The 25,278-nt window shown below is 69.2% G+C and carries 30 protein-coding genes; 17 read left to right on the plus strand and 13 right to left on the minus strand.

Going from position 1 to position 25,278, the window contains the following annotated elements:
• Positions 1-10: 10 nt before the first annotated feature.
• The 13 genes from rplR (at position 11) to JHW41_RS26585 (ending at position 9,193) form a co-directional block, all read left to right on the plus strand.
• Positions 11-364, plus strand: coding sequence for a 50S ribosomal protein L18 (gene rplR, locus JHW41_RS07045; protein WP_057948541.1), 354 nt, complete (start codon positions 11-13; stop codon positions 362-364).
• A 190-nt stretch (positions 365-554) separates the two neighbouring features.
• Positions 555-1,094, plus strand: coding sequence for a 30S ribosomal protein S5 (rpsE, locus tag JHW41_RS07050; protein ID WP_057948540.1), 540 nt, complete (start codon positions 555-557; stop codon positions 1,092-1,094).
• Entirely contained in the window at positions 1,087-1,284 is a 198-nt protein-coding gene (gene rpmD / locus JHW41_RS07055) for a 50S ribosomal protein L30 (protein ID WP_057948539.1), read from the plus strand. The genes rpsE and rpmD overlap by 8 nt, the downstream gene beginning before the upstream one ends.
• Positions 1,284-1,727 (plus strand): 50S ribosomal protein L15, encoded by a 444-nt coding sequence (rplO, locus tag JHW41_RS07060; RefSeq protein ID WP_078999419.1) that lies wholly within the window; start codon positions 1,284-1,286, stop codon positions 1,725-1,727. The genes rpmD and rplO overlap by 1 nt, the downstream gene beginning before the upstream one ends.
• 28 nt (positions 1,728-1,755) lie before the next feature.
• The gene (gene secY / locus JHW41_RS07065) at positions 1,756-3,108 is read left to right on the plus strand and encodes a preprotein translocase subunit SecY (protein ID WP_394540476.1); all 1,353 of its coding nucleotides are present in this window, start codon (positions 1,756-1,758) and stop codon (positions 3,106-3,108) included.
• 231 nt (positions 3,109-3,339) lie between these two features.
• The gene (gene rpsM, locus JHW41_RS07070; protein WP_057948536.1) at positions 3,340-3,696 is read left to right on the plus strand and encodes a 30S ribosomal protein S13; all 357 of its coding nucleotides are present in this window, start codon (positions 3,340-3,342) and stop codon (positions 3,694-3,696) included.
• 13 nt (positions 3,697-3,709) lie between these two features.
• Positions 3,710-4,102, plus strand: a complete 393-nt coding sequence (gene rpsK, locus JHW41_RS07075; protein WP_057948535.1) for a 30S ribosomal protein S11 — start codon at positions 3,710-3,712, stop codon at positions 4,100-4,102.
• 14 nt (positions 4,103-4,116) lie between these two features.
• Positions 4,117-4,746 carry a 30S ribosomal protein S4 gene (gene rpsD / locus JHW41_RS07080; RefSeq protein ID WP_057948534.1) on the plus strand — a complete coding sequence of 210 codons (630 nt, stop codon included), beginning with the start codon at positions 4,117-4,119 and terminating at the stop codon, positions 4,744-4,746.
• A gap of 158 nt (positions 4,747-4,904) precedes the next feature.
• A complete protein-coding gene (locus JHW41_RS07085) occupies positions 4,905-5,903 on the plus strand; it encodes a DNA-directed RNA polymerase subunit alpha (protein WP_057948533.1) in 999 nt (332 codons plus the stop codon).
• A gap of 292 nt (positions 5,904-6,195) precedes the next feature.
• Entirely contained in the window at positions 6,196-6,570 is a 375-nt protein-coding gene (rplQ, locus tag JHW41_RS07090; RefSeq protein ID WP_057948532.1) for a 50S ribosomal protein L17, read from the plus strand.
• A gap of 393 nt (positions 6,571-6,963) precedes the next feature.
• Positions 6,964-7,473, plus strand: coding sequence for a disulfide bond formation protein B (locus JHW41_RS07095; protein ID WP_250449444.1), 510 nt, complete (start codon positions 6,964-6,966; stop codon positions 7,471-7,473).
• A gap of 84 nt (positions 7,474-7,557) precedes the next feature.
• A complete protein-coding gene (locus tag JHW41_RS07100) occupies positions 7,558-8,949 on the plus strand; it encodes a class II 3-deoxy-7-phosphoheptulonate synthase (RefSeq protein ID WP_250449445.1) in 1,392 nt (463 codons plus the stop codon).
• A gap of 37 nt (positions 8,950-8,986) precedes the next feature.
• A complete protein-coding gene (locus JHW41_RS26585; RefSeq protein WP_428995470.1) occupies positions 8,987-9,193 on the plus strand; it encodes a DUF6053 domain-containing protein in 207 nt (68 codons plus the stop codon).
• Here the strand turns inward: JHW41_RS26585 and JHW41_RS07105 are convergent.
• The 10 genes from JHW41_RS07105 to typA all read right to left on the minus strand — a co-directional run bounded on the left by JHW41_RS07105 (position 9,144) and on the right by typA (position 18,173).
• Complete coding sequence (locus JHW41_RS07105; protein ID WP_250450812.1) at positions 9,144-10,595, minus strand: amidase; 1,452 nt, start codon at positions 10,593-10,595, stop codon at positions 9,144-9,146. The two genes, JHW41_RS26585 and JHW41_RS07105, sit on opposite strands and share 50 nt — an antisense overlap.
• Positions 10,596-10,735: 140 nt before the next feature.
• The gene (locus JHW41_RS26590) at positions 10,736-11,110 is read right to left on the minus strand and encodes a DUF6053 domain-containing protein (RefSeq protein ID WP_428995471.1); all 375 of its coding nucleotides are present in this window, start codon (positions 11,108-11,110) and stop codon (positions 10,736-10,738) included.
• Between the two features lie 207 nt (positions 11,111-11,317).
• Positions 11,318-12,427: a pyrroloquinoline quinone biosynthesis protein PqqE gene (gene pqqE, locus JHW41_RS07110; RefSeq protein WP_250449446.1), complete on the minus strand. Its 1,110-nt coding sequence runs from the start codon at positions 12,425-12,427 to the stop codon at positions 11,318-11,320.
• Between the two features lie 100 nt (positions 12,428-12,527).
• A complete protein-coding gene (pqqD, locus tag JHW41_RS07115; protein WP_057948528.1) occupies positions 12,528-12,824 on the minus strand; it encodes a pyrroloquinoline quinone biosynthesis peptide chaperone PqqD in 297 nt (98 codons plus the stop codon).
• Positions 12,821-13,624 carry a pyrroloquinoline-quinone synthase PqqC gene (gene pqqC / locus JHW41_RS07120; RefSeq protein ID WP_078999408.1) on the minus strand — a complete coding sequence of 268 codons (804 nt, stop codon included), beginning with the start codon at positions 13,622-13,624 and terminating at the stop codon, positions 12,821-12,823. Before pqqC ends, pqqD begins: the two co-directional genes overlap by 4 nt.
• Positions 13,621-14,550: a pyrroloquinoline quinone biosynthesis protein PqqB gene (pqqB, locus tag JHW41_RS07125; protein WP_250450814.1), complete on the minus strand. Its 930-nt coding sequence runs from the start codon at positions 14,548-14,550 to the stop codon at positions 13,621-13,623. Before pqqB ends, pqqC begins: the two co-directional genes overlap by 4 nt.
• Before the next feature lie 79 nt (positions 14,551-14,629).
• The gene (gene pqqA / locus JHW41_RS26595) at positions 14,630-15,040 is read right to left on the minus strand and encodes a pyrroloquinoline quinone precursor peptide PqqA (RefSeq protein WP_428995472.1); all 411 of its coding nucleotides are present in this window, start codon (positions 15,038-15,040) and stop codon (positions 14,630-14,632) included.
• Between the two features lie 11 nt (positions 15,041-15,051).
• Entirely contained in the window at positions 15,052-15,525 is a 474-nt protein-coding gene (locus JHW41_RS07130; RefSeq protein ID WP_250449447.1) for a DUF2127 domain-containing protein, read from the minus strand.
• The gene (locus tag JHW41_RS07135) at positions 15,522-16,100 is read right to left on the minus strand and encodes a hypothetical protein (RefSeq protein WP_250449448.1); all 579 of its coding nucleotides are present in this window, start codon (positions 16,098-16,100) and stop codon (positions 15,522-15,524) included. Before JHW41_RS07135 ends, JHW41_RS07130 begins: the two co-directional genes overlap by 4 nt.
• A gap of 222 nt (positions 16,101-16,322) precedes the next feature.
• A complete protein-coding gene (typA, locus tag JHW41_RS07140; RefSeq protein WP_057948524.1) occupies positions 16,323-18,173 on the minus strand; it encodes a translational GTPase TypA in 1,851 nt (616 codons plus the stop codon).
• A gap of 457 nt (positions 18,174-18,630) precedes the next feature.
• On the opposite strand from typA, the gene JHW41_RS07145 reads away from it, so the two are divergent.
• Positions 18,631-19,137 (plus strand): peptidylprolyl isomerase, encoded by a 507-nt coding sequence (locus JHW41_RS07145; protein WP_057948523.1) that lies wholly within the window; start codon positions 18,631-18,633, stop codon positions 19,135-19,137.
• Positions 19,138-19,404: 267 nt separating this feature from the next.
• Here JHW41_RS07145 and JHW41_RS07150 read toward each other — a convergent pair whose 3' ends face one another.
• The 3 genes from JHW41_RS07150 to JHW41_RS07160 are packed head-to-tail and all read right to left on the minus strand — an operon-like array spanning position 19,405 to position 21,964.
• Positions 19,405-19,983, minus strand: coding sequence for a hypothetical protein (locus tag JHW41_RS07150; RefSeq protein WP_250449449.1), 579 nt, complete (start codon positions 19,981-19,983; stop codon positions 19,405-19,407).
• Positions 19,980-21,215 carry a M48 family metallopeptidase gene (locus JHW41_RS07155; RefSeq protein ID WP_057948521.1) on the minus strand — a complete coding sequence of 412 codons (1,236 nt, stop codon included), beginning with the start codon at positions 21,213-21,215 and terminating at the stop codon, positions 19,980-19,982. The genes JHW41_RS07150 and JHW41_RS07155 overlap by 4 nt, the downstream gene beginning before the upstream one ends.
• The gene (locus tag JHW41_RS07160; RefSeq protein ID WP_057948520.1) at positions 21,212-21,964 is read right to left on the minus strand and encodes a hypothetical protein; all 753 of its coding nucleotides are present in this window, start codon (positions 21,962-21,964) and stop codon (positions 21,212-21,214) included. The genes JHW41_RS07155 and JHW41_RS07160 overlap by 4 nt, the downstream gene beginning before the upstream one ends.
• A 392-nt stretch (positions 21,965-22,356) precedes the next feature.
• On the opposite strand from JHW41_RS07160, the gene JHW41_RS07165 reads away from it, so the two are divergent.
• The 3 genes from JHW41_RS07165 (at position 22,357) to JHW41_RS07175 (ending at position 25,055) form a co-directional block, all read left to right on the plus strand.
• Entirely contained in the window at positions 22,357-23,562 is a 1,206-nt protein-coding gene (locus tag JHW41_RS07165; RefSeq protein WP_250449450.1) for a pyridoxal phosphate-dependent aminotransferase, read from the plus strand.
• Positions 23,563-23,603: 41 nt separating this feature from the next.
• On the plus strand, positions 23,604-23,996 hold the full coding sequence (locus tag JHW41_RS07170; RefSeq protein ID WP_250449451.1) for a glutaredoxin family protein: 393 nt from the start codon (positions 23,604-23,606) through the stop codon (positions 23,994-23,996).
• 72 nt (positions 23,997-24,068) lie between these two features.
• On the plus strand, positions 24,069-25,055 hold the full coding sequence (locus JHW41_RS07175) for a malate dehydrogenase (protein ID WP_057948517.1): 987 nt from the start codon (positions 24,069-24,071) through the stop codon (positions 25,053-25,055).
• Positions 25,056-25,278: the final 223 nt, after the last annotated feature.

The following is a 25,278-nucleotide window of genomic DNA, read 5'->3' on the forward strand; positions in this document are numbered from 1 at the left end:
AGACCAGAACATGAACAAGAACACCGCTCGCCTGCGTCGCGCCAAGTCGACCCGCTCGCACATCCGCAACCTCGGCGTCGCCCGTCTGACCGTGCTGCGCACCGGTCAGCACCTGTACGCCCAGATCTTCACCGCCGACGGCTCCAAGGTCCTAGCCACCGCCTCGACCGTGCAGGCCGACGTCAAGGAAGGTCTGAAGAACGGCAAGAACGCCGATGCCGCCGTCAAGGTCGGCAAGATGATCGCCGAGCGCGCCAAGGCCGCCGGCATCGAGAAGGTCGCGTTCGACCGCTCGGGTTACCGCTACCACGGCCGCATCAAGGCCCTCGCCGACGCCGCGCGCGAAGGCGGCCTGCAGTTCTGATACGGCCCGCCGTATTCAGGGTTGAAAGCGTGGAGATCCGTCTCCACGCTTTACGCGCCGAACCGTTTCACCTGCCGACGCGGGTTGCGTCGGGCGCGATCGCGGGTTGCCACGGTCGATGCTGCATCCGAAGCACTTCACAATCATAAGCGGCCAGGCCGCAAATCCCTTCAATCAACGAGATATCGAAATGGCAGACGACAGAGCGCCGCGGGGCCGCGATCGCGATCGCAACCGCGAAGAAATCGACGACGGCATGATCGAGAAGCTGATCGCGGTCAACCGCGTCAGCAAGACCGTCAAGGGCGGTCGCCAGTTCACCTTCACCGCGCTGACGGTGGTGGGCGACGGCAACGGCAAGGTCGGCTTCGGCTACGGCAAGGCGCGCGAAGTGCCGGTCGCGATCCAGAAGTCGATGGAATACGCGCGCAAGGCGATGAACACCGTCGAGCTCAACAACGGCACCCTGTGGCACGCGGTCAAGTCCGGCCACGGCGCGGCGCATGTGTTCATGCAGCCGGCCTCGGAAGGTACCGGCGTGATCGCCGGCGGCGCGATGCGCGCCGTGCTGGAAGCGGTGGGCGTGAAGAACGTGCTGGCCAAGGCCACCGGTTCGCGCAACCCGATCAACCTGGTCCGCGCCACCGTGAAGGGCCTGACCGACATGCACTCGCCGGCCAAGATCGCGGCCAAGCGCGGCAAGAAGGTGGAGGACCTCCTCAATGGCTAAGAACGAAGCCGGTACCGGCACCGTCAAGGTGCGTCTGGTCAAGGGTCTGCGTGGCACCCAGTCGCGTCACCGCCTGTCGGTGCGCGCGCTGGGCCTGAACAAGCTCAACGATGTGCGTGAACTCAAGGACAGCCCGCAGGTTCGCGGCCTGATCAACAAGGTTCACTACCTCGTCCAGGTCGAGGAGTAATCACCATGCGTCTCAACACTCTCAAGCCCGCCGACGGCGCCCGCCAGGAACGTACCCGCGTCGGTCGCGGCATCGGTTCCGGCCTGGGCAAGACCGCCGGTCGCGGCCACAAGGGCTCGTTCGCGCGCTCGGGCAAGGGCAAGATCAAGGCCGGTTTCGAAGGCGGCCAGATGCCCATGCAGCGTCGCCTGCCCAAGATCGGCTTCCGTTCGAAGCTGGCCAAGGACACCGCCGAAGTGCTGCTGTACCAGCTGGACAAGCTGGACGCCGGCGACATCGATTTCGCCGCGCTGAAGGCCGCCAAGCTCGTTCCGAGCACGGCCAAGCAGGCCAAGATCGTGAAGAAGGGCGAGCTGACCAAGAAGTTCGTGCTCAAGGGCGTGCTGGCTACCGCCGGCGCCAAGGCCGCGATCGAAGCGGCCGGCGGCAAGGTCGAGGAGTAACTGACGAATGGCGCGCAGCGGCAACGCAATGGCTGGTATCGGCGGCGGGCTCGGTAAGTTCACCGAGTTGCGCCAGCGTCTGCTGTTCGTCATCGGCGCGTTGATCGTCTACCGCATCGGCAGCTACATCCCGGTGCCGGGTATCAACCCGGAGGCGATGGTCAAGTTCATGGAGACCAAGCAGGGCACCATCGTGGACATGTTCAACATGTTCACCGGCGGCGCCCTGCATCGCTTCAGCCTGTTCGCCCTGAACGTGATGCCGTACATCTCGGCATCGATCATCGTGCAGTTGCTGGTGCAGATCGTGCCCAGCCTGAAGGCCATCCAGAAGGAAGGCGAGTCGGGCCGGCGCAAGATCAACCAGTGGTCGCGCATGGGCGCCATTCCGCTGGCGGTATTCCAGGCCTGGGGCATCGCCGCCGGCCTGCAGTCCAGCGTGGCGCCCGATGGCGTGCCGGTGGTGTACGCGCCGGGCATGGGCTTCATCCTGACCGCGGTGATCGCGTTGACCGCGGGCACCATGTTCCTGATGTGGCTGGGCGAGCAGATCACCGAGCGTGGCGTCGGCAACGGCGTGTCGCTGATCATCTTCGCCGGCATCGTCGCCGGGTTGCCGGCCGCGGTCCTGCACATGTTCGAGCAGATCCGCAACGGCGACATGAGCGCGATCGCGGCGATCGTGGTGATCCTGCTGGTGTTCGGCTTCACCTACCTGGTGGTCTTCGTCGAACGCGGCCAGCGCCGGATCACGGTCAACTACGCACGCCGTCAGGGCGGTCGCAACGCCTATATGAACCAGGCGTCGTTCCTGCCCCTGAAGCTCAACATGTCGGGCGTGATCCCCGCGATCTTCGCCTCGAGCATCGTGATGTTCCCCGCCACCGCCGCGACCTGGTTCGCCCAGAGCAACAGCGGTTCGGGTTTCTCCGGCTTCCTCCAGCGGCTCAGCCAGTGGCTGGCCCCGGGCGAGCCGGTGCACATGATCCTGTATGCTGGTTTGATCATCGGCTTCGCGTTCTTCTACACGGCGCTGGTGTTCAACTCGCAGGAAACCGCCGACAACCTCAAGAAGTCGGGCGCGCTGATTCCGGGCATCCGTCCGGGCAAGGCCACGGCGGATTATGTGGATGGCGTGCTGACCCGCCTGACGGCGGCCGGCGCGATTTACCTGGTGATCGTCTGCCTCCTTCCGGAGGTCATGCGGACCCAACTGGGCACCTCGTTCTACTTCGGCGGCACTTCGCTGCTGATCGTGGTGGTCGTGGTGATGGATTTCATCGCTCAAATCCAGGCGCATCTGATGTCGCATCAGTACGAAAGCCTGTTGAAGAAAGCGAACCTGAAGGGCGGCTCGCGCGGCGGTCTCGCGCGCGGGTGAGTCAGAACCAGTACGCGCGCCAGAGTAGCGCGCGGGGCTGAGGGGCAGGGCATCGCCCGTTCAGCCAGTTCCGACTCGTCGCCGGAGCATGGGCACACTCCCCATGCCGGAGCGCCGTGGCACCTTCGGGTGCCGCGGGGCTTCCTATTAACCCGAGACCTAGATACAATTTCCAGTTCACTCCGCCGGGATTAATCCGTCTCGGCCGCCAAACCAGTTGGAGATCGCGTTATGGCGCGTATTGCGGGCGTCAATCTGCCTGCCCAGAAGCATGTCTGGGTTGGGCTCCAGAGCATCTACGGCATCGGCCGTACCCGTTCGAAGCAGATCTGCGAAACCGCAGGTGTGACGTCGAGCACCAAGATCCGTGACTTGTCCGAACCGGAAGTCGAGCGCCTGCGCGCCGAGGTCGGCAAGTTCGTGGTCGAAGGCGATCTGCGCCGCGAAATCGGCATCGCCATCAAGCGTCTGATGGACCTGGGCTGCTACCGCGGCCTGCGTCACCGTCGCGGCCTGCCGCTGCGTGGTCAGCGTACCCGGACCAATGCCCGTACCCGCAAGGGTCCGCGCAAGGCCATCAAGAAGTAAGGGGACCTAGACCATGGCCAAGCCGGCAGCAGTCAAGACCAAGAAGAAGATCAAGCGCGTCGTCACCGACGGCATCGCCCACGTCCACGCTTCTTTCAACAACACCATCATCACGATCACCGACCGCCAGGGCAATGCGCTGTCGTGGGCGACTTCGGGCGGCGCCGGTTTCCGCGGCTCGCGCAAGTCGACCCCGTTCGCCGCCCAGGTCGCCGCCGAAAAGGCCGGCCGTGCTGCGCTCGACTACGGCGTCAAGTCGCTGGAAGTGCGCATCAAGGGTCCGGGTCCGGGCCGTGAGTCCGCCGTGCGTTCGCTGAACAACGTCGGATACAAGATCATCAACATCATCGACGTGACGCCGATCCCGCACAACGGGTGCCGTCCGCCGAAGAAGCGTCGCGTCTGAGGAGCTGAAAGAACATGGCTCGTTATATCGGTCCCACCTGTAAGCTCGCCCGTCGCGAAGGCGCCGACCTCAGCCTGAAGTCGTCGGCCCGCGCCCTCGACTCCAAGTGCAAGCTCGAGCAGAAGCCCGGCCAGCACGGCCCGACCGCCCGCAAGGGCAAGCTGTCGGACTATGCCACCCAGCTGCGCGAGAAGCAGAAGGTCAAGCGCATCTACGGTCTGCTGGAACGTCAGTTCCGCAACTACTACAAGAAGGCCTCGACCAAGAAGGGCAACACCGGCGAGAACCTGCTGCAGTTCCTCGAAACCCGCCTGGACAACGTCGTCTACCGCATGGGCTTCGCCGTGACCCGTCCGGCCGCCCGCCAGCTGGTCTCGCACCGCGGCGTCACCGTCAACGGCAAGTCGGTCAACCTGCCGTCGTACCAGGTCAAGGCCGGCGACATCATCGCCCTGTCCGAACGCGCCCAGAAGCAGCTGCGCGTGCAGGAGTCGCTGACCGTCTCGTCGCAGATGGACCTGTCGCCGTCGTGGGTCGAAGTCGACAGCAAGAAGTTCAGCGGCGTGTTCAAGGCGATCCCGGACCGCGCGGATCTGCCGGCCGACATCAACGAAGCGCTGATCGTCGAGTTGTACAGCAAGTAATAGTGCAAGCCCGGCGCCGGTCTTTCGCGAGGCCGGCGCGCTGTGCACCCCAGGCCGCCGTGGCGCCAGCCGCGGCGGCCGCTCCCTCGATTCGAGGGGGCTCCAAGAGCTAAAGCCTTCCGTCGCCCCCCGGCGAAGGTCATTGGAGACACCGAAACATGACGGTTACCGCCAACCAGGTACTGCGCCCGCGTGGCCCGCAGATCGAACGCCTCGCCGGCAATCGCGCCAAAGTCGTGATCGAGCCGTTGGAGCGCGGTTACGGCCACACGCTGGGCAACGCGCTGCGCCGCGTGCTGCTGTCGTCGATCCCGGGTTTCGCCATCACCGAGGTCGAAATCGACGGCGTGCTGCATGAGTACACCACGGTCGAAGGTCTGGAAGAGGACGTGCTGGAAGTCCTGCTGAACCTGAAGGACGTGGCCATCCGCATGCACACCGGCGAGTCGTCGACGCTGTCGCTGGCCAAGCAGGGCCCCGGCATCGTCACCGCCGGCGACATCAAGACCGACCACAACGTCGAAATCCTCAACACCGACCACGTGATCTGCCACCTGACCAAGGACACGGCGATCAACATGCGTCTGAAGATCGAGCGCGGCTTCGGCTACCAGCCGGCGGCCTCGCGCCGTCGTCCGGACGAAGAGAGCCGCGCGATCGGCCGCCTGGTCCTGGACGCCAGCTTCTCGCCGGTCCGCCGCGTCGCCTACGCCGTGGAAGCCGCGCGCGTCGAGCAGCGCACCGACCTGGACAAGCTGGTCCTGGACATCGAGACCAACGGCACGATCGACGCCGAGGAAGCCGTGCGGACCGCCGCCGACATCCTCACCGACCAGCTGTCGGTGTTCGGCGACTTCACCCACCGCGACCGCGGCGCGCAGAAGCCGGCCACCAGCGGCATCGATCCGATCCTGCTGCGCCCGATCGACGATCTGGAGCTGACCGTGCGTTCGGCCAACTGCCTCAAGGCCGAGAGCATCTACTACGTCGGCGACCTGATCCAGAAGACCGAGGTCGAGCTGCTCAAGACCCCGAACCTGGGCAAGAAGTCGCTCACCGAGATCAAGGAAGTGCTGGCTCAGCGCGGCCTGTCCCTCGGCATGAAGCTCGAAAACTGGCCGCCGGCCGGCATCGCCTCGCACGGGATGATGGGGTGAGCCCAAGCCGCTTGCGCGGCACCGCCGCGCGCTTGGGCGAACGCCCGGCGCGCTGCGCCGGGCAGGGGGCGAAAAGAGTCCACGCCGAAGTCAGCCGAAGCGTGGGCTCTTGATTCACCCGCATTGATGTAATCCGCAACACCCGCTCCACGCAACACCCAGCCGACGGCCCCCAAGGTCCGCGGCCAACCGGTCAAGGAAGCCCGGTTCGGACCATCCGCAGTCCAATGCTCCAACGCCTGGATGGCGACAGCGAAACCCAACCGTCACAACATTCACAGGAATCACCGTCATGCGCCACCAGAAAGCCGGTCGTAAGTTCAGCCGTACCAGCGCCCACCGCGATGCCATGTTCACCAACATGGCCGCCTCGCTGATCAAGCACGGCCTCATCCGCACCACCCTGCCCAAGGCCAAGGAACTGCGTCGCGTCGCCGAGCCGCTGATCACCCTGGCCAAGGTCGATGGCGTCGCCAACCGCCGCCTGGCCTTCTCGCGCCTGCGCGACAAGGAAGCCGTCGGCACCCTGTTCACCACCCTGGGCCCGCGCTATGCGACCCGTCCGGGCGGCTACCTGCGCATCCTCAAGTGCGGTTTCCGCGCCGGCGACAATGCGCCGATGGCCTACGTCGAGCTGGTGGACCGTCCGGAAGCGGCGGCCGAGTAATTCCCCGTTCGCGCCGCAACCGGCGCGACGGACAGCCAGCACACTGGGTCTCGGCCTTTGCGGTCGGGGTCCCTGCGAGCGAAACCCCGGCCGAGAGGTCGGGGTTTTTGCTTTCCGGCGACGGTTACGCCGGCAACGGTTACCGCGGTAAACGTCCCGAACCGGTAGGGTCGGGCCCAGGCATCGAGGAGGACGCGGGCGGGCAGCGAGGTCGGACCGGCACGAGCCGGGACCGGCAGGAGTCTTGAGATCGTCGCGCAGACGAATCGTCGCAGGGCGGCAACTTTCGCGCCGCCGGCGCAGTCCATGTGGGCTGCGACGCGATGCAGCGTTGCCCGACCACATGCCGATTCGACATTGGCACGACCCAACCCCGCCCCGTATGGTGTGTACATGAACCCCTTCAAAGCCTCCTTCCGGATCCAGTTCCTGCTCGGCTTCCTGGCCTGCGCGGGCTTGCTCGCGTACGCGCTCTACCTGCAGTTCTATCAGCACCTCGAACCGTGCCCGTTGTGCATCTTCCAGCGCGTGGCGTTCGCCGCGCTGGGCCTGATGTTCCTGCTCGGCGCGATCCACGGCCCGGGCAAGCCGCTGGGCCGCAGGATCTGGGGCGTGCTCGCCCTGATCGCCGCCGGCGCCGGCATGGCCGTGGCCGGCAACCACGTGCGCCTGCAGCACCTGCCGCCGGACCAGGTTCCGGCCTGCGGTCCCGGCCTCGATTACATGATGCAGGCGATGCCGATCGGCGGCGTGATCCGCAAGGTCATGACCGGCTCGGGCGAATGCGCCAACGTCGACTGGAGCTTCCTCGGCCTGGCGATGCCGGCCTGGAGCCTGATCTGCTTCATCGTGCTGGCGCTGTGGGCGGTCTATGCCGCGTTCCGCGCCCGTTCGCCCAAGTAAGCGCCGCACCGCACTCCCGCTTCGCCACCCTTCCCATCCACCGCAAACCTCCCACACACCGCGACACCCAACGGAACCAAGCAAATGAGCGCCTCCGATCGCAGCAACCTCCGTGCCGTCAACCTGCCCGCCGACTGGAGCCCGACCTCCTGGCGCGAGCGCACCGCACTGCAGCTGCCGACTTATCCGGACCAGGCCGAGCTCGAGAGCGCGTTGGCCGAGCTGCGCCATCTGCCGCCGCTGGTGACGTCGTGGGAGATCCTCTCGCTCAAGCAACAGTTGGCCGAGGCGCAGGAAGGCAAGCGATTTTTGCTGCAGGGCGGCGATTGCGCGGAGAGCTTCGACCAGTGCTCCTCCGACGTCATCTCCAACCGGCTCAAGGTGCTGCTGCAGATGAGCCTGGTACTGGTGCACGGCATGCGCAAGCCGGTGGTGCGCGTGGGCCGCTTCGCCGGCCAGTACGCCAAGCCGCGCTCGGCCGACACCGAGACCATCGACGGGGTGACCCTGCCGAGCTACCGCGGCGACATGGTCAACGGCCCGGCGTTCACCGAGGTCGCGCGCAAGCCCGACCCGCGCCGCATGATCAAGGCGCACGCGCGTTCGTCGATGACGATGAACTTCGTGCGCGCGTTGATCGACGGCGGTTTCGCCGACCTGCACCATCCCGAGTACTGGAACCTCAGCTGGGTCGGCCACTCGCCGCTGGCCGACGAGTACCGGCGCATGGTCAACGCCATCGGCGATGCGGTGCGCTTCATGGAGACGCTGTCGGGCGCCGAGGTGCACAACCTCAACCGGGTCGACTTCTACACCTCGCACGAAGCGCTGCTGCTGCCGTACGAGGAGTCGCTGACCCGGCAGGTGCCGCGCCACTGGGGCCACTTCAACCTCAGCACCCATTACCCGTGGATCGGCATGCGCACCGCGGCGGTGGACGGCGCCCACGCCGAATACTTCCGCGGCATCCGCAACCCGATCGCGCTCAAGGTCGGCCCGTCGGTGACGCCGGACCAACTGCTGCGCACCATCGACCTGCTCAACCCCGAGGACGAGCCGGGCCGGCTGACCTTCATCCACCGCATGGGCGCGAGCACGGTCGCCGACAGGCTGCCGCCGCTGCTCGACGCGATGCGCCGCGACGGCCGCCGCGTGTTGTGGGTGTGCGATCCGATGCACGGCAACACCGAGAGCACCAGCAACGGCTACAAGACCCGCCGCTTCCGCAACATCCGCGCCGAGATCGAGCAGAGCTTCGAACTGCACGCCGCGGCCGGCACCCGCCTGGGCGGCGTGCACCTGGAGCTGACCGGCGAGGACGTGACCGAATGCCTGGGCGGCGCGCGCGAGTTGACCGAGAGCGATCTGGAACGCGCGTACCGTTCGACCGTCGATCCGCGCCTGAACTACGAGCAGGCGTTGGAAGTGGCGATGCTGATCGTGCGCAAGCAGGCGCAGATCGCGGCGCCGGCTTGAGGCTTCGGATTCCCGGTCGATCAAAAAAGCCCGCCGAATGGCGGGCTTTTTTGTGGGAGGGACTTCAGTCCCGATGCTTTCCTTTCAGTTCGCGGCGACCCGAAAAGAAGGCATCGGGACTGAAGTCCCACCACACAAGCGAACACGGCTTGCGAGGGCGAAGTTCAGTCCTGAAGCGCTGAACCCGAATCGCCTCACGGGCTCAACGTCACCCGATACTTCGGCGCCGTGCGCGCCTGGGTGAGCTGTTCGAATGCGTAGCCCAGCGACAGCAGCTTGGCGTCGTCCCAGCGCCGGGCCATGAACACCAGGCCGACCGGCAGGCCGTGGGCTTCGCCCATCGGCACGGTCAGGCTCGGGTAACCGGCGACCGCGGCGGCGCCCCAGCTGGAACCGCCGAATTGATCGCCGTTGACCGGGTCGACCATGAATGCCGGCGCGGTGGCCGGGGCGATCAGCGCATCGAGCTTGTGTTTCTTCATCAGCGCGTCGATGCCTTGCGCGCCGGCGAGCTGGCGCGCCTGCGCGGCGGCCTTGCGGTAGGCGGGATCGGTCAGCGGGCCTTTCCTGGCCGCCTGTTCCAGCAGTTCCTGGCCGAAGAACGGCATCTCGCGCGCAGCGTTGGCGCGGTTGAAGGCGATCAGTTCGTCCAGGCTCTTCACCGGCGCGTCGCTGTCTTGCAGATAGCGCTGCAGGCCGTCCTTGAATTCGTACAGCAGCACCTGGAACTCGGCCGCGTTCCATTTGCCTTCGGTCGGCATGCGCACCTCGACGACGGTGGCGCCGGCGTCGCGCATGGACTTGAGCGCGCGTTGCAGCGCCGCGTCCTGGTCGGGATGGGTCTTGACCCCGGTGTCGCGCAGCAGGCCCAGGCGCGCGCCGTGCAGGGCGTCGGCGTCGAGCGCGGCGGCGAAGTCCTGCGCGCGCTTGCCGGCGGCCGCCTGCGCCGCCGCGTCGCCGCCGGCCTCGGCCGCAGCCAGGACGTTGAGCAACTGCGCCGCGTCGGCGACGCTGCGCGCCATCGGCCCGGCGGTGTCCTGGCTGTGCGAGATCGGGATGATGCCGGCGCGGCTGACCAGACCGACGCTGGGCTTGAACCCGACCAGGCCGTTCATCGCCGCCGGGCACAGGATGCTGCCGTCGGTCTCGGTGCCCACGCCGACCGCGGCCAGGCTGGCGGCGATGGCGGCGCCGGTGCCGCTGCTGGAGCCGCAGGCGCTGCGGTCGAGCGCGTAGGGATTGCGGGTCAGGCCGCCGCGCCCGCTCCAGCCGGAAATCGAGCGGTCGGAGCGGAAGTTCGCCCATTCGCTGAGGTTGGTCTTGCCCAGGATCACCGCGCCGGCGTCGCGCAGCGCGGCCACCAGCGGCGCGTCCTGCTTGGGCCGGTGCGCGGCCAGCGCCAGCGAGCCGGCCGAGTTGACCATCGGCACCGCGTCGATGTTGTCCTTGATCAGCACCGCGATGCCGTGCAGCGGGCCGCGCACGCGTCCGGCCTTGCGTTCCTCGTCGCGCGCGCGCGCCTCGCTGAGCGCATTGGGATTGAGTTCGATCACCGCGTTGAGTTGCGGGCCGGCGTCGTCGAGCGCGGCGATGCGGTCGAGGTAGGCCTGGGTCAGGCGCGCGCTGGTGAGTTCGCCGCCGGCCATGCGCGCGGCCAGCGAGGCGGTGTCGGCCTCGGCGATGCGCAACGGGTCGCCGGGCACGAAGTCGCGCGGCGCGGCCGCGGCGGTGGCGGCGATGGGCTGCGGCGGCCGCGGCGCAGTGCCGCCGGCACAGCCGGCGAGGACTAGGCAGGCGAGGGTGCCGCAGAGCGCCCTGTATAGCTGGGCTCCGTAAAGCCAGGCCTTGCAGCGCTGTGCGCCGTAACGCTGGGCCCTGCAGAGCAGGGCATGGACGCGGACGGGCGCGCTCGGGCGCGGCGCGGGAGGCAGGGCGGGCATGGCCGGTTCCGGTCGAGAAGGCAGGGCGAGGCGAGTATGCCTGCGGCGGTGGCGGGCGGAAGCCGGTCGCGGCGTGGACGGGGGATCGCGTGGCGTCGGCGGTCGCGGTGCTTTGTGGGAGGGCCTTCAGGCCCGACGCTTTCCGATCCGATCCGATCCGATCCGATCCGATGCCGCATGGCGACCTGAGCGGACAGCGTCGAGGCTGAAGCCCCTCCCACAAGAGCCGGCCGATGTCGGAGCGGCCGCGTCGGACTCGCCGAATCGAGTCGATCCGCGAGTCGGCGCGAATCGGTGCGAATCGGTGCGAGTCGGTGCGAGTCGATCCGCGAGTCGGCGCGAATCGGGCTGGCGCGGCGAACGGAGGCGGCGCGGTCGCGGCTCGCGCCGCTCCTACAGAGAGAGGGGATGCCGCCGGAGTGCGGGCGTCAGCGCCCGGGGCGGCGGTAGACGAATTCCGGCGCGGGGGCCTGCGATTCGCGTTCGGCCAGCGCGCGCAGGCCGGCGTGGTCGGGCGATTTCTCGCACACCGGGTCGAGGGTGTCGGCGCGTCCGCTCAGCGCCAGCGCCTGGCAGCGGCAGCCGCCCCAGTCGCGTTCGCGGTGTTCGCAGCCGCGGCAGGGGTCGGGCATCCAGGCGGTGCCGCGGTAGCGGTTGAAGGCGTCGGAGTCGCGCCAGATCTCGCCCAGGCCGCGTTCGAGCACGCTGTCGAACCGCAGTCCGTCGATGGTCTCGGCGGCGTGGCAGGGCAGCACCTTGCCCTCGGGCGTGATGTTGACGAAGCGCTGTGCCCAGCCGCCCATGCACGGCTTGGGCCGACGCGCGTAGTAGTCGGGGGTGACGTAGTCGATGGTCAGGCGTCCGCGCAGGCGTTCGCGCGCGGCGGCGACCGCGGCGCTGGCCGCGTCGAACTGCGCGCGCGTCGGCAACAGCGCGGCGCGGTTCTTCAGGCCCCAGCCGTAGTACTGGGTGTGGGCGACCTCGAGCCGGCCGGCGCCGAGTTCGACCGCCAACTCGATCATCTCGCCGACGCGTTCGGCGTTGTGGCGGTGGATCACCGCGTTGAGGGTCAGCGGCAGTTCCAGCTCGCCGCACCAGCGCGCCAGGGCGAGCTTGCGCGCGTGCGCGCCGGCGTAACCGGCGATGCGGTCGGCGCCGTCGGCGCGGCTGTCCTGCAGGCTCAGCTGCAGGTGATCGAGGCCGGCGCGCTGCAATTCCTGCAGGCGCTCGCGGGTCACGCCGACGCCGGAGGTGATCAGGTTGCAGTACAGGCCGTGGGCGCGGGCGTGGCTGAGCAGGTCGGCCAGGTCCTTGCGCAGGGTCGGTTCGCCGCCGGAGAAATGCGCTTGCAGCACGCCGAGTTCGGCCGCCTGTTCGAGCACGCGCTGCCACTGCGCGGTGTCCAGTTCCTGGCGCAGGCCGACCAGTTGCAGCGGGTTGGAGCAGTACGGACAGGCCAGCGGGCAGCGATGGGTGAGTTCGAGCAGCACCGCCAGCGGCGGTTCGGGCGCGACGACGGCGGCCGGCTGCGCGTTCATCGCGGCGCGATCGCGGAGGCCGCGGCGCCGCGGCGCGATGTGATGGTCGCGGCGAACGCACTCGCCGCCGGCGCGTTCGCCACGCGTTCGCCGCGCGCGCTCACGACAGCCTGGGCGCGAACGCCAGCATGCGTTTCTCCAGCAGGCTGGAGAACAGCTCGATCACATCGCCGTAGATCTCGCCGGCGTCGGCGCCGTACTCGGCGGCGAGCGCGGCGACGATGGCCTCGACGTCGCAGCGGCCGTCGACGTGGGTCAGCACCGCGTGCGCGATCTCGTCCAGCTCGACCACCCGCTCCGGCGCCTGCAACACCCAACGCTCGCGCGCGCGGTCGTGCTGCAGGCGCACGCCGACCGGGAACCGCAGCACGCTGCCGGCGTCGATGGTCGCGCTCATGGCCGCGCCTGCCCGGGATGGAACGCGCCCGGCGGGACCAGGCGCGGCTCGACGTAGGCCAGGTGCAGCGCGTCGAGCATCGACCACAGCACGTCGCACTTGAAGCGCAGCGCGGCCAGTACCGATTCCTGCTGCGCGCGCGTGGCGGCGTGGCGCTTGACGTAGTCCAGGGCGAAGTCCGCGTCCTGCGGCGCCTGCTGCAGGCGCGAGTCGAAATAGGCCAGCGCGTCCCGGGACACGAAGTCGTAGTTGGCGAGCATGCCGGCCACGCGCTGGCCGATGATGGCCGGCGCGAACAGTTCGGTCAGCGAGGAGGCGATGGCTTCCAGCAGGCTGCGCTCGCGCACGAACTGCAGGTAGGCCTGCACCGCGAAGCGGGTGGCCGGCAGCAGCGCGCGCCCGGATTCGACCAGTTCGCGGTCCAGGCCCAGCGCGTCGGTCAGGCGCAGCCAGCGGGCGATGCCGCCCTCGCCCTCGCGCTCGCCGTCGTGGTCGACGATGCGCTGGCGCCACACCCGGCGCAGTTGCGGGTCCTCGATGCGGGCTAGCAGGGCGGCGTCCTTGAGCGGGATGCAGCGCTGGTACTCGAACCGGTTCAACGCCCAGGCCTGGACCTGGGCGCGGCCGAGGCGGCCGCCGTGCAGCAGGATGTGGAAGGGATGCTTGTCGTGGTAGCGCTCGGCGCCGATCGCGCGCAGCCGCGCTTCGAGTTCGTCGGGCGACAGCGGCGCGTCGGCGTCGATGCGCGGCGCGCGTTCGGCCTGGGCGGCGCGCGCGTCCGGCGCGGTGGCGGCGTTCATATCGTCAGTTCCATGCCGTCCTCGGCGACTTCCCAGCCCTGCGCGCGCACCTGCGCGCGCTCGGGCGAGGCCTCGTCGAGCACGGGGTTGGTGGTGTTGAGGTGGATGAACAGCTTGCGCCGCACATCCAGGCCGGCGAACGCGGCGAGCGTGCCGGCGTCGTCGGCGCCGTTGCCGCCGGCGATGCTCATGTGGCCCATGCGCGCGCCGGTCTTGCCGCCGACGCCGGCGCGCTGCATTTCGTCGTCGCGCCACAAGGTGCCGTCGAAGAATACCAGCGCCGCGCCGCGCAGGCGCTCGCGCAGCGACTGGGTCAGCGCCGCGCAGCCGGGAATGTAATAGAAGCGCTCGCGGCCGTCGGTGATCTCCAGGCCCAGGGTTTCCTCGTCGCCGCCGCGCAGGTCCGGGCTGCGCGATTCCATGAACAACGGCACCTTGCCGGGCACGGAGAACGCGGTCACCCGCAGGCCCAGCAGCGAGTCCAGGCCGACGATGTCGGTCGGCGCGTCGAGCGCCAGCGGCTTGCGCGTGACGTAGTCGGGATGCAGGGCGTCGAAGATGGGGTTCTGCGCGAGCAGCGCGTGCACGCGCGCGCTGGCCCACAGGTCGAAGCGCTGGCGCTCGCGCATCGACAGCAGGCCGGCGATGTGGTCGATCTCGCCGCTGCTGAGCAGCACCGCCTCGATCGGCGAGTGGCGCAGGCCGTGGCGCGGCCACAGCGGCGGCAACGCCAGCACCTGCTGGCGGAAGTCGGGCGAGGCGTTGACCAGCAGCCAGCGTTCGCCGTCGGCGCTGACCGCGATGCTGGCCTGGCTGCGGCGCTTGGCGCCGTCTTCCCCGCGCCACGCCCGGCGGCTGCCGGGCGTGTTGCAGTTCCACTGCGGATAGCCGCCTCCGGCCGCCGCTCCGAGCACGAGGATGCGCATCATCGAGGTTCCGTCGGACGACGGTCCGTCGAGGCGGGGCGCGGCCGCGCGCGCGTGGCGACGGCGGAAGCGGGCATGCTCAGAACAGGTCGCCGGACGAGTACGAATTGATTTCGCAGCCGCACGGGATTTCGCGGATCTGAGGCTTGGACCAGGTCTTCATGAGCGTTCCTCTGGCTGGGGAGGGCGTCGATAGCGGACGAACCGCCCGTATCGTCGACGCCGCCGCGGCGTGCGGCCGCGACCGGACCACGATACACCGGCCCGCGCCGCGCGGCCTGTGATTGGAGACCGGTACGGACGCGAAACGCGCCACGGATGCGCGCGTTGTCCGGCGCGGATGCGGGTTCCGCGCGGGCGGGCGCGGCGCGGCCGTGATCGCTATTGCGCAATGCGCATGCGATGGCGCGCGCGGTTCGGCGGCGATGGCGCGTGCCGCGCGCGCAGCCTGGCTGCACACGCTGCGCGCCACGCGGTGGCCGCCGGTCATCGACGCGCGGCCTAACGCCGGCGCTTGAGGATGTCGCGGGCGAGAACCCAAACCACGATCACGTTGATTATGAGAACGGCGATCGCGAGCCAGCCGGGATGGCGCGCCAGGGCGTAGAGATCGAACGGCAGGTACAGCGCCGCGCCGAGGCAGCCCAACCACGACGCCCAGGCCTTGGCCTTCCACAGGCCCCAGGCTTCCAGCAGGTGCAGCGCGGCGTAGGCGAACACGATGCCGGCCGCCAGGTGCACCGAGCCGGGGCTGATGCTGTGCGCGAGCCAGGCCATCGAGCCGTGCTCGGGATCGAGGTGGAAGCGGTGGATCAGCAGCTCGATCCAGCGCTGCAGCGGCGCCGGGCCGAGCAGTTCCAGGCCGCTGGCCGCCGACAGCGCGAGCAGGCCCTTGCCGGCTTCGACCGCGGCGATCGCGTGCAGTCCGGGGTGGGCATTGGGATCGGTGTCGTAGTGCGGGCCGGGATCGGTCATCGACGCGGGTGGGCGACGTAGTGTTCGACCAGCCGCTGCGCGAGCGGCAGGTCCATGTGGGTGAGATCGCACAGCCGCCGGATCGCGTCGAGCTTCTTGCCGTCGTCGGCGAGCTTGCGCACCTCGGCGGGCAGCGGCGCGGACGCGCCGGGGTCGACGAACCGCTCGCGCGCGGCCTTGCGCGCGAGCGGGGCGCCGAGGGTGCGGCGGATCAGCACGATCGCCTCGACCGCCTGGCCGCGGTCGAACAGTTCCTGCACGGCTTCGGGCCACGCCGGCGGCGTGGGCTCGGCCGGTGCGGGCTCGGTCGGCGCAGGCTCGGCCGGTGCAGGCTCGAGGGATGACGCCATCGGCGCGGAATCGGCGGGCGCAGGCGCGGGCACTGCTGCCAGTGTCGAGGGCGCCGCGACCGCCTGTGGCGCCGGTTCGGATGCGGGCCGCAGCGGCCGCGGCGCGGGCGCGTCGGCGATTTGCCGGATCGGTTGCTTCGCGGCGATGCGCGCGCGCAGCCACCAGCCCAAGGCCAGTCCCGGCACCAGGCCGGCCAACCACCAGATCAGGGAATGCAAGTCCATTTCGCTTCGATCTCGCTCACGCGCGCAGGTTCCCCGTGCGCGGACATTTTTGCAACCGCCCAGGCACGCGGCGGCGCGGCGCAACTGCGACGGCGCGGCCGGAATCGAAGATCGAAGCGGGGGGCGAAGCGGAAAAGACCCGGAACCGACGCGCGACGCCGCGTTGCGCGGCGTGCGGAGCGGGGCGCGGACCGGCGGTTGCGGTCCGCGCCCTCATCGCGATCAGGCCGCGCGCGAGGCGCGCTTGCGGTCGGTCTCGCTGCGGAACTTCTTGCGCAGGCGGATCGCCTTGGGGGTGATCTCGACCAGTTCGTCGTCGTCGATGAACTCCAGCGCCTGCTCCAGCGAGAACTTGATCGGCGGGATCAGGCCTTCGTCGTCGTCCTTGCCGGACGCGCGGAAGTTGGTCAGCTGCTTGCCGCGCAGGGCGTTGACGGTGAGGTCGTTGTCCTTGCTGTTGATGCCGACGATCTGGCCCTCGTAGATCTCCTCGCCCGGCTCGATGAACAAGCGGCCGCGCTCCTGCATGGCGATCTGCGCGTAGGCCGGCGACGGGCCGGTGCCGTTGGAGATCAGCACGCCGTTCTGGCGCTGGCCGATCTGGCCGTCGGCCTTCGGGCCGTAATGGTCGAACACGTGGAACAGCAGCCCGGTGCCGGCGGTGAGGGTGCGGAACTCGGTCTGGAAGCCGATCAGGCCGCGCGCCGGGATGATGTAGTCCAGGCGCACGCGGCCCTTGCCGTCGGGTTCCATGTTCTGCAGCAGCGCCTTGCGCTCGCCGAGGCGGCCCATCACGCCGCCCTGGAACTGCTCTTCCATGTCGACGACGAGGGACTCGTACGGCTCCTGCATGATGCCGTCGATCTGCTTGATGATGACTTCCGGGCGCGACACGGCCAGCTCGTAGCCTTCGCGGCGCATGTTCTCGATCAGGATCGACAGGTGCAGCTCGCCGCGGCCGGAGACCTTGAACTTGTCGGCGTCCTGGGTGTCCTCGACCTTGAGCGCGACGTTGTGCTGGGTCTCGCGGGTGAGGCGGTCGCGCAGCTGGCGCGAGGTCAGGAACTTGCCGCCGCTGCGGTCCTTCACGCCGGCGAACGGCGAGTCGTTGACCTGGAAGGTCATCGAGATGGTGGGTTCGTCCACCGTCAGCACCGGCAGCTGCTCGACCGCGGACGGATCGCAGATGGTGTCGGAGATGCCGAGCGACTCGATGCCCGAGAACGCGATGATGTCGCCGGCCTGCGCTTCGCCGACTTCGACCCGCTCCAGGCCCATGAAGCCGAGCACCTGCAGCACCTTGGCGTTGCGCGGCTTGCCGTCGGCGGCGGAGATCACGGTGACCTGCTGGTTGGTCTTGACCTTGCCGCGCTGGATGCGGCCGACGCCGATCACGCCGACGTAGTTGTTGTAGTCCAGCGAGGTCACGCGCATCTGGAACGGGCCGTCCGGATCGACCGGCGGCGCCGGCACGTGGTTGCAGATGGCCTCGAACAGCGGGGTCATGTCGCCGCCGCGCACGCTCTCGTCCATGCCGGCGTAGCCCTGCAGGCCCGAGGCGTAGACGGTGGTGAAGTCGAGCTGGTCGTCGGTCGCGCCGAGGCGGTCGAACAGGTCGAAGGTCTGGTCCAGCACCCAGCTCGCGCGCGCGCCCGGGCGGTCGACCTTGTTGACCACGACGATCGGCTTGAAGCCCATCGCGAAGGCCTTCTGGGTGACGAAGCGGGTCTGCGGCATCGGGCCGTCCATCGCGTCGACCAGGATCAGCACCGAGTCGACCATCGACAGCACGCGCTCGACCTCGCCGCCGAAGTCGGCGTGGCCCGGGGTGTCGACGATGTTGATGCGCCAGACTTCGTTGGTGTTCGGATTGGTCCAGCGGATCGCGGTGTTCTTGGACAGGATCGTGATGCCGCGTTCCTTTTCCAGGTCGTTGCTGTCCATCACGCGGTCCGGGACCACGGCGCGCTCGTTCAGGGTGCCCGACTGCTTCAGCAGCTGGTCGACGAGGGTGGTCTTGCCATGGTCGACGTGGGCGACGATGGCGATATTGCGCAGGCGTTCGATGGACATGCGAGAGGACGCCGGAAGGCGCCTAGACGTTGGAAGGAAGCCGGCCATTATACGGGGCAAATACGGCAAGCGCCTGTGCGGGCGGGGATTTTTGTTCAGCGGCTCAGGAGCCTGAACAGGCCGGGCGCGGTTTCGGGCCGGCCGTGCACGGGCGGGGCGAGCCGCTAGCCCTCGAAGCGGGCGTAAAACGCGGGGTTTGCGCGCTTCGGGCTGCAAGCGCGGCCTCGCGATCTCGCCGGATGGCGCGAAAACTGGGGCCAGCGGGGCGGGGCTCGGTGCGGTCGGAGCGGTTGCCCGGGCCGGGCTTGCGGCGATCGCGGCTTGCGCCGACCCTCCGGGGCTTCGGGGGCCGGCGCGCGGTCCGTCGCTTCGGTACCCTTGTGGATTGCCCCGGCCGTCGCCATCTCGGCCGGCGACGCCTTACCCCATCCCCATCGCATCACCTGGAGCACGTTGCATGAGCCTGATCGCCACCTTCGACACCTCGCGCGGCCCGATCCGCGTCGAACTCAACGCCGAGAAGGCGCCGCTGACCGTCGCCAACTTCGTCAACCTGGCCCAGCGCGGCTTCTACGACGGCCTGAACTTCCACCGGGTGATCCCGAACTTCATGATCCAGGGCGGCTGCCCGCAGGGCACCGGCACCGGCGGCCCGGGCTACCGTTTCGAGGACGAGACCCGCAACGGCCTGGGCCACCAGCGCGGCGTGCTGTCGATGGCCAACGCCGGCCCGGGCACCAACGGCAGCCAGTTCTTCATCACCCACATCGTCTGCGACTGGCTCGACGGCAAGCACACCGTGTTCGGCAAGGTCCTGGAAGGCCAGGAGATCGTCGATACCGTGCAGCAGGGCGACAAGCTGAACTCGGTCAAGATCGAGGGCGACACCGCTGCGGTGCTGGCGGCCAAGGCCGAGCGCGTGGCCGAGTGGAACAAGGTGCTGGACGCGAACGCGCGTCCGTGAGTCTTGCGGCCGCCGCGGGTTCGCGGCGGCCGGAGCAAAAAAAGACGGCCGCGAGGCCGTCTTTTTTTTGGGGCGTTGCCGGGCTCGGTCGGTTGTCGCTGGCGCGCTGCGAGCTGAGACGAAAGCGTCGGGCCTGAAGGCCCTCCCACAAGAGCCGAAAGCGTCGGGCCTGAGGCCCTTCCACAAGAGCCGAAAGCGTCGGGCCTGAGGCCCTCCCAAGGATCGTCGGGCCGCAAGGCCCGACAGGTCTTCGCGCGCGCGGGGCGCTCAGCGCACGAACTGCATCGTGTCGAGCATGCGCCCGACCGCGCCGGCGTCGCGGCTGTAGTAGTGCTCGCTCGGCGCCATCCATACCAGCGAGGTCAGCTTGCCCTCGCGTTCCACCGCGGCGACGGTGCCTTTGTAGTTCAGGCCGTCGGCGTTGCTCATGGCGAAGTCGAAGCGCAGGCCGTCGACGGCGCCGAAGCGGTGCGGGTGCAGTTCGCCGCTGTCGAGGTTGACCGCGCCTTCCTCGCGCAGGCCGTCGAGCACCAGGTCGCGCAGTTCGTCCGGACGCATGCCGCTGCGGAACCACGGGCCGTCGGGCTTGGACGCCTTTTCCTTGCGCGCCATGAACACGTGCTCGCCGGGCTTGATGTTGGAGTAGATGCGCAGCTGGTTGAGGCGGGTGCCGTCGATGGTCCAGGTTTCCTGGCGCGCGCCCTTGATCCGGGCCCAGTCGAGGGTGCTGTCCAGGCGCAGGTCGAACACGGTCGAGGCGCCGGCGCGCTGCAGGGTGTTGGCGGCGCAGCCGGCCAGGGCGAGGACCGCCAGGGCCGCGGCGAAAGTCTTGAGGCGCAAAGTCACGGGGCGGTCTCCAGTTCGGCGATGGTTTTTTCGATGAAGGGGCGTTCTTCGGCGTCGGGCGCGGCGGCGAGATAACGGCGGAACGCGTCGATCGCGGCGGCCGCGTCCTTGCGTTCGCGCAGCGCGTAGGCCTGTTCGCGCCAGGCCGCGGGCGGCGCGTCGGCGTGGGCGACGGCCTCGCTCAACAGTTGCGCGCTGCGCTGGCGGTCGTCGTTCTTGCCGCGGCGACGGTAGGCTTCGGCGAGGTAGTAGCCGTACAGGCCCTGGTTGCCTTGGTCGCCGGCGCGCTGGGCCTCCTCGCGCAGGTCGGCGATGACCTGGATCGAGGTGTCGTAGGTGCGCCGCGACAGTTCCGCGGCCAGCCAGCGGTCCAGCCACGGCCGCATCGCCGCCTGATACGCGTCGCGGCCGACCTCGCCGGGCGCGCCGGCGTGGGCCTTGGCCGCGGCGGCGGTGTCTTCCAGGCGTTCGGCGGTATTGGGGTGGCTGGCGAACACCGGCCACGGCTTGGAGCGCTTGCTGGATTTCTCCTCGCGCAGCATCCGCCCCCACACCTGCGCGCCGGCCTGCGGGTCGTAGCCCAGGCCGACCACGCGGTCGAAACCGACCTGGTCGGCCTCGCGCTCCATGTCGCGCGAGAACTTGCTGACGCTGGCCAGCCCGCCGAGCGAGGCGGCCAGCGCGACCACGCTGGGGATGATCGCGATCGACGCCATCACCGCGCTGGTGCTCTTGGCCTTGGTCCAGCCGCGCAGGCCGTGGCGCTGGCGGTAGTGGGCGAACTCGTGGCCCAGCACCAGCGCCAGCTCGGATTCGTCCTGCATCCGCAGCAGCGCGCCGGTGAACACCAGCATCGCGCCGTTGGGCGCCATCGAGGCGTTGAACACCGGCACGTCGACGATATAGACGCGCAGGTCGGCGCAATGCTCGCCGGCGACCTTGCAGGCCACGCCCTGCACGTAGGCGTTGAGCGCGGGGTCGCGCACCAGCGCCGGCGCGGTCTTGATGTCGCGTTCGGCCTGGTCCATGCCGTACCACAGCTCGGCCTCGGTGCTGCCCGCGCCGGGGCGTTCGCCGGGCCGGATCGGCTCGATCGGCGCGGCCGCCGAGGCCAGCGCCGGCGCGGCGAGCGCGCAGGCGAGCGCCAGGCGCAGGCAGGCCAGGCGTGGTGCGACGAAGCGGAGCGGGGCGGGGGCGGACCGGCGCGGCGGACGCACCGCCGCGCGGCTCACAGCGGAATGCCCTTGAGCATGCTGGCGACGGTGCCCTTGGCGCCCTTTTCGTCGCGCAGGTCGCCGCTGCCCTTGACCATCTGGTTGAACCACACCACCTGGCCGGTGCGCAGGTCCACCAGCGTGGCCACGCCGACCTGCGAACCGCCGCCGACATCGATGTAGGTGCCGAGCGCCGCGCCGGCGAGCATGGTCAGCACCCGCACCGCGGTGCGGCCGCCGGTGGCGTAGGAGTCGCGGATGTAGGTGAACAGGGCATAGTCGGCGCCGGTGGCCTCGCGCAGCCCGGCCACGCCCGGGCCGAGGCTCCAGTCCATGCGCGGCTTGCCGGTCTTGGCGTCTTTCTTGGTCGCCAGCGCGCCGCCGAGGCTGTACTGGGAAATGCTCAGCGCCACCGCCTGGTTCAGGCGCACGATCTGGCCCATCTGCGAGTTCGGGTCGAGGTCGTCGGGCACGTCGTAGTCGTCGCGGCGCTCGGCCTTGGAGCCGGCCAGCAGTTCGCGCACCGCCTGCGGATACAGCTTGCGCGCGGCCTCGGACCATTCCTTGCGCGGCTCGGCGAGCCCGCCGGCCGAGACCAGGCTCAGCTCGATGTCCGGTTCGATCAGCACCACGCTGCCTTCGACCTTGAGCGCCTGGCCCTGGGCGTCGGTGGCGGTGCGGTTCTGGGCATGGGCGGCCGACAGCGGCGCGCACGCGATCGCCAGCGCCACGACGGCGCCGGCCAGCTTGCTGGCGAATGGTTTCATCGAATCGGCCCCCTGATGCCGATGTCCCTGACGAAAACGTTTGGAATCCCCGAGTGGCCCGAACGGCGGCGGCCGCGTCCCCCGCGTCCGCCTCCTGCGTGCGCAGGCGATTCGAGCCGGCACACTAAACCCGAACGCCGTCGCGTTTTCAAGAGGCGAATCGTGCAAAGCCGACCGGCCGGACGGGCACGGCCGGCGGCGTCCGCGCCGGCGCCCCGCGGCCGCGCGCGGGCCGGTCCGCGGCGACCGCTGTGATACCATTCTGCGGCTCGAACCAGCGGTAATCGCGGCCCTTTCCGCAAGGCCGCCCGCGAGGCGCCCCGCGCGCCGCGCCGCTGCTTCCGGCGCCGTCCATCCTCGCTCCGTCGTAACCACCCCACGAGGTTCACACGATGCCCCAGCTCGCCCGGCGCATCGGTCGCGCCAAGCCCAGCGCGATCATGCAGGTTGCCGAAAAGGCCAAGCGGCTCAAGGCCGAAGGCCGCGACATCATCAGCTTCTCCATCGGCGTCCCCAACTTCCTGCCCGGCGACCACGTCTACGCCGCCGTGCGCGAGGCGCTGGCCAAGGACAGCGGCCAGTACGGCAGCAACCGCGGCGCCGACGCGCTGCTGGACGCCTTCATCGAGCACATGGGCAAGATCGGCCTGACCGGCTACGGCCGGGTCAACTGCGCGACCGGCATCGGCGCCAAGCACGTGATCTACAACATCGCCGAGGCGCTGCTCGACGAAGGCGACACCATCGTCTTCCCGACCCCGTACTGGACCAGCTATCTCGACATCGCCGAGATCGTCAACGCCAAGATCGACCTGCTGCCGTGCCCGGCTTCGCAGGACTACAAGCTCACCCCGGCGCAGCTCGACGCCGCGCTGGCGAAGAAGCCGAAGGTGTTCTTGTTCAACAACCCCTCGAACCCGACCGGCATGGTCTATTCGAAGGACGAGATCGACGCGCTGGCCGCGGTCGTCGCCAAGTACCCGGACACCTGGGTCATCACCGACGACATCTACAACCGCATGGTGTTCGACGGCCTGGGCTACCACAACTTCGTGCACTCGCGTCCCGAGCTGCGCGACCGGGTGATCTTCATCGACTCGCTGTCCAAGACCTACGGCATGCCGGGCTGGCGCGTGGGTTTCATGGCCGGGCCGGAAGTGATCGCCCAGGCGGTGACCACGATGAACTCGAACCACATCACCAACGTGCCGGAGATCGTCACCGCCGCCGCCGTGGCCGCGCTGTCGGGCCCGCAGGACGTGCCGACCCAGCGCTGCGCCGAGTTCCAGGCCAAGCGCGACCAGGTCATGGCGGCGATGGACTCGATTCCCGGCGTGATCTGCCCGCGTCCGCAGGGCGCGTTCTACGTCTTCCCCGACATCAGCGTCGCCTTCGGCAAGACCCACCGGCCCAGCGGCCTGAAGATCGGCAACGACATGGACTTCTGCAACGCGCTGCTGGAAACCAAGGGCGTGGCCTGCGTGCCGGGCTCGGCGTTCGGCGAACCCAGCGCGCTGCGCATCAGCTACACCTGCCCGACGCCGCAGCTGGCGCCGGGCCTGCAGCGCTTCCAGGAGTTCTTCGCCGAGCTCGCCTGAGCCCGGCGAAGCCGCCCGCCCGCGACGAGAAGGACGACGTCATGCGCGTGACCACCGTGTTGTGCGTCGTCGCCGCGCTCGCCGTGGGCGTGGCCGGCGCCAAGTTCGCCATGAGCGGCGGCCTGCCGCAGCAGTGGTTCGGTTCGGCGCCGGCGCAGCTGGCGGCGGACGATCCGCGCCACGCCACCGGCGACAAGCGCATCGTCATGCTCGCCGCGGAGTGGTGCGGTTACTGCGAAAAGCTGCGCAAGGACTTCGAACTGGCCGACGTGCGCTACACCCTGATCGACGTCGACACCGAGCAGGGCCAGCGCGCGATGGCCGCGGTCGGCGCGCGCGGGGTGCCGGTCACCATCGTCGGCCAGGACATCGTCTACGGCTACCAACCCGATCGGATCAAGGACAAGCTCGCGCCGCTCGGCTATCGGCTGTGACCGCGCGCGTCCTGTTTACACACTCGCGGGCCCGCGCCCGCCCCAACGTTCACTAGCGAAGGAAACACCTCGATGAAGACTCCCGTCCGCGTTGCCGTCACCGGCGCTGCCGGCCAGATCGGCTACTCGCTGCTGTTCCGCATCGCCTCCGGCGAAATGCTCGGCAAGGACCAGCCGGTGATCCTGCAGCTGCTGGAGCTGCCGCTGGAGAAGGCCCAGGCCGCGCTCAAGGGCGTGATCATGGAGCTGGAAGACTGCGCGTTCCCGCTGCTGGCCGGCATCGTCGGCACCGACGACGCCGAAGTCGCGTTCAAGGACGCCGACATCGCCCTGCTGGTCGGCGCGCGTCCGCGCGGCCCGGGCATGGAGCGCAAGGACCTGCTGCTGGAAAACGCCAAGATCTTCACCGCCCAGGGCGCCGCGCTGAACAAGGTCGCCTCGCGCAACGTCAAGGTGCTGGTGGTCGGCAACCCGGCCAACACCAACGCCTACATCGCGATGAAGTCGGCGCCGGACCTGCCGGCGAAGAACTTCACCGCGATGCTGCGCCTGGACCACAACCGCGCGCTGAGCCAGCTCGCCGCCAAGGCCGGCGTCGCCGTGGGCGACATCGAGAACCTGATCGTGTGGGGCAACCACAGCCCGACCATGTATCCGGACTACCGCTTCGCCAAGGCCGGCGGCGCCTCGCTGAAGGACAAGATCGGCGACGCCGACTGGAACGCCAACACCTTCATCCCGCAGGTCGGCAAGCGCGGCGCGGCGATCATCGAAGCGCGCGGCCTGTCCTCGGCCGCCTCGGCCGCCAACGCCGCGATCGACCACATCCGCGACTGGGTGCTCGGCAGCGACGGCAAGTGGGTGACCATGGGCGTGCCGTCGGACGGCAGCTACGGCATCCCCGAAGGCGTGATGTACGGCGTGCCGGTGATCACCGCCAACGGCGAGTACACCCGCGTGGAAGGCCTGGAGATCGACGAGTTCAGCCGCAAGGCCATGGACAAGACCCTGGCCGAGCTGGAAGAAGAGCGCGCCGGCGTCGCCCACCTGCTGGGCTGAGCGGTTCGCGCCATCGATGCATGAACGGGGCGGCTTCGGCCGCCCCGTTCGTTTTTGCGCTTCGCGGGGCTGCTTTTGTGGGAGGGACTTCAGTCCCGATGCTTTTTTCTCAGATCGCGGCGACCTGAGCGGAAAGCATCGGGACTGAAGTCGCTCCCACAAGAGCAGCCCGGCGCCGGAGCGTCCCGGCCGCCCCGACCCGCGGCCGGAGCGTGTAGGATCG

Origin of the sequence: Lysobacter enzymogenes (assembly GCF_023617245.1) — a bacterium.
GTDB classification, from domain to species: Bacteria; Pseudomonadota; Gammaproteobacteria; order Xanthomonadales; family Xanthomonadaceae; genus Lysobacter; species Lysobacter yananisis.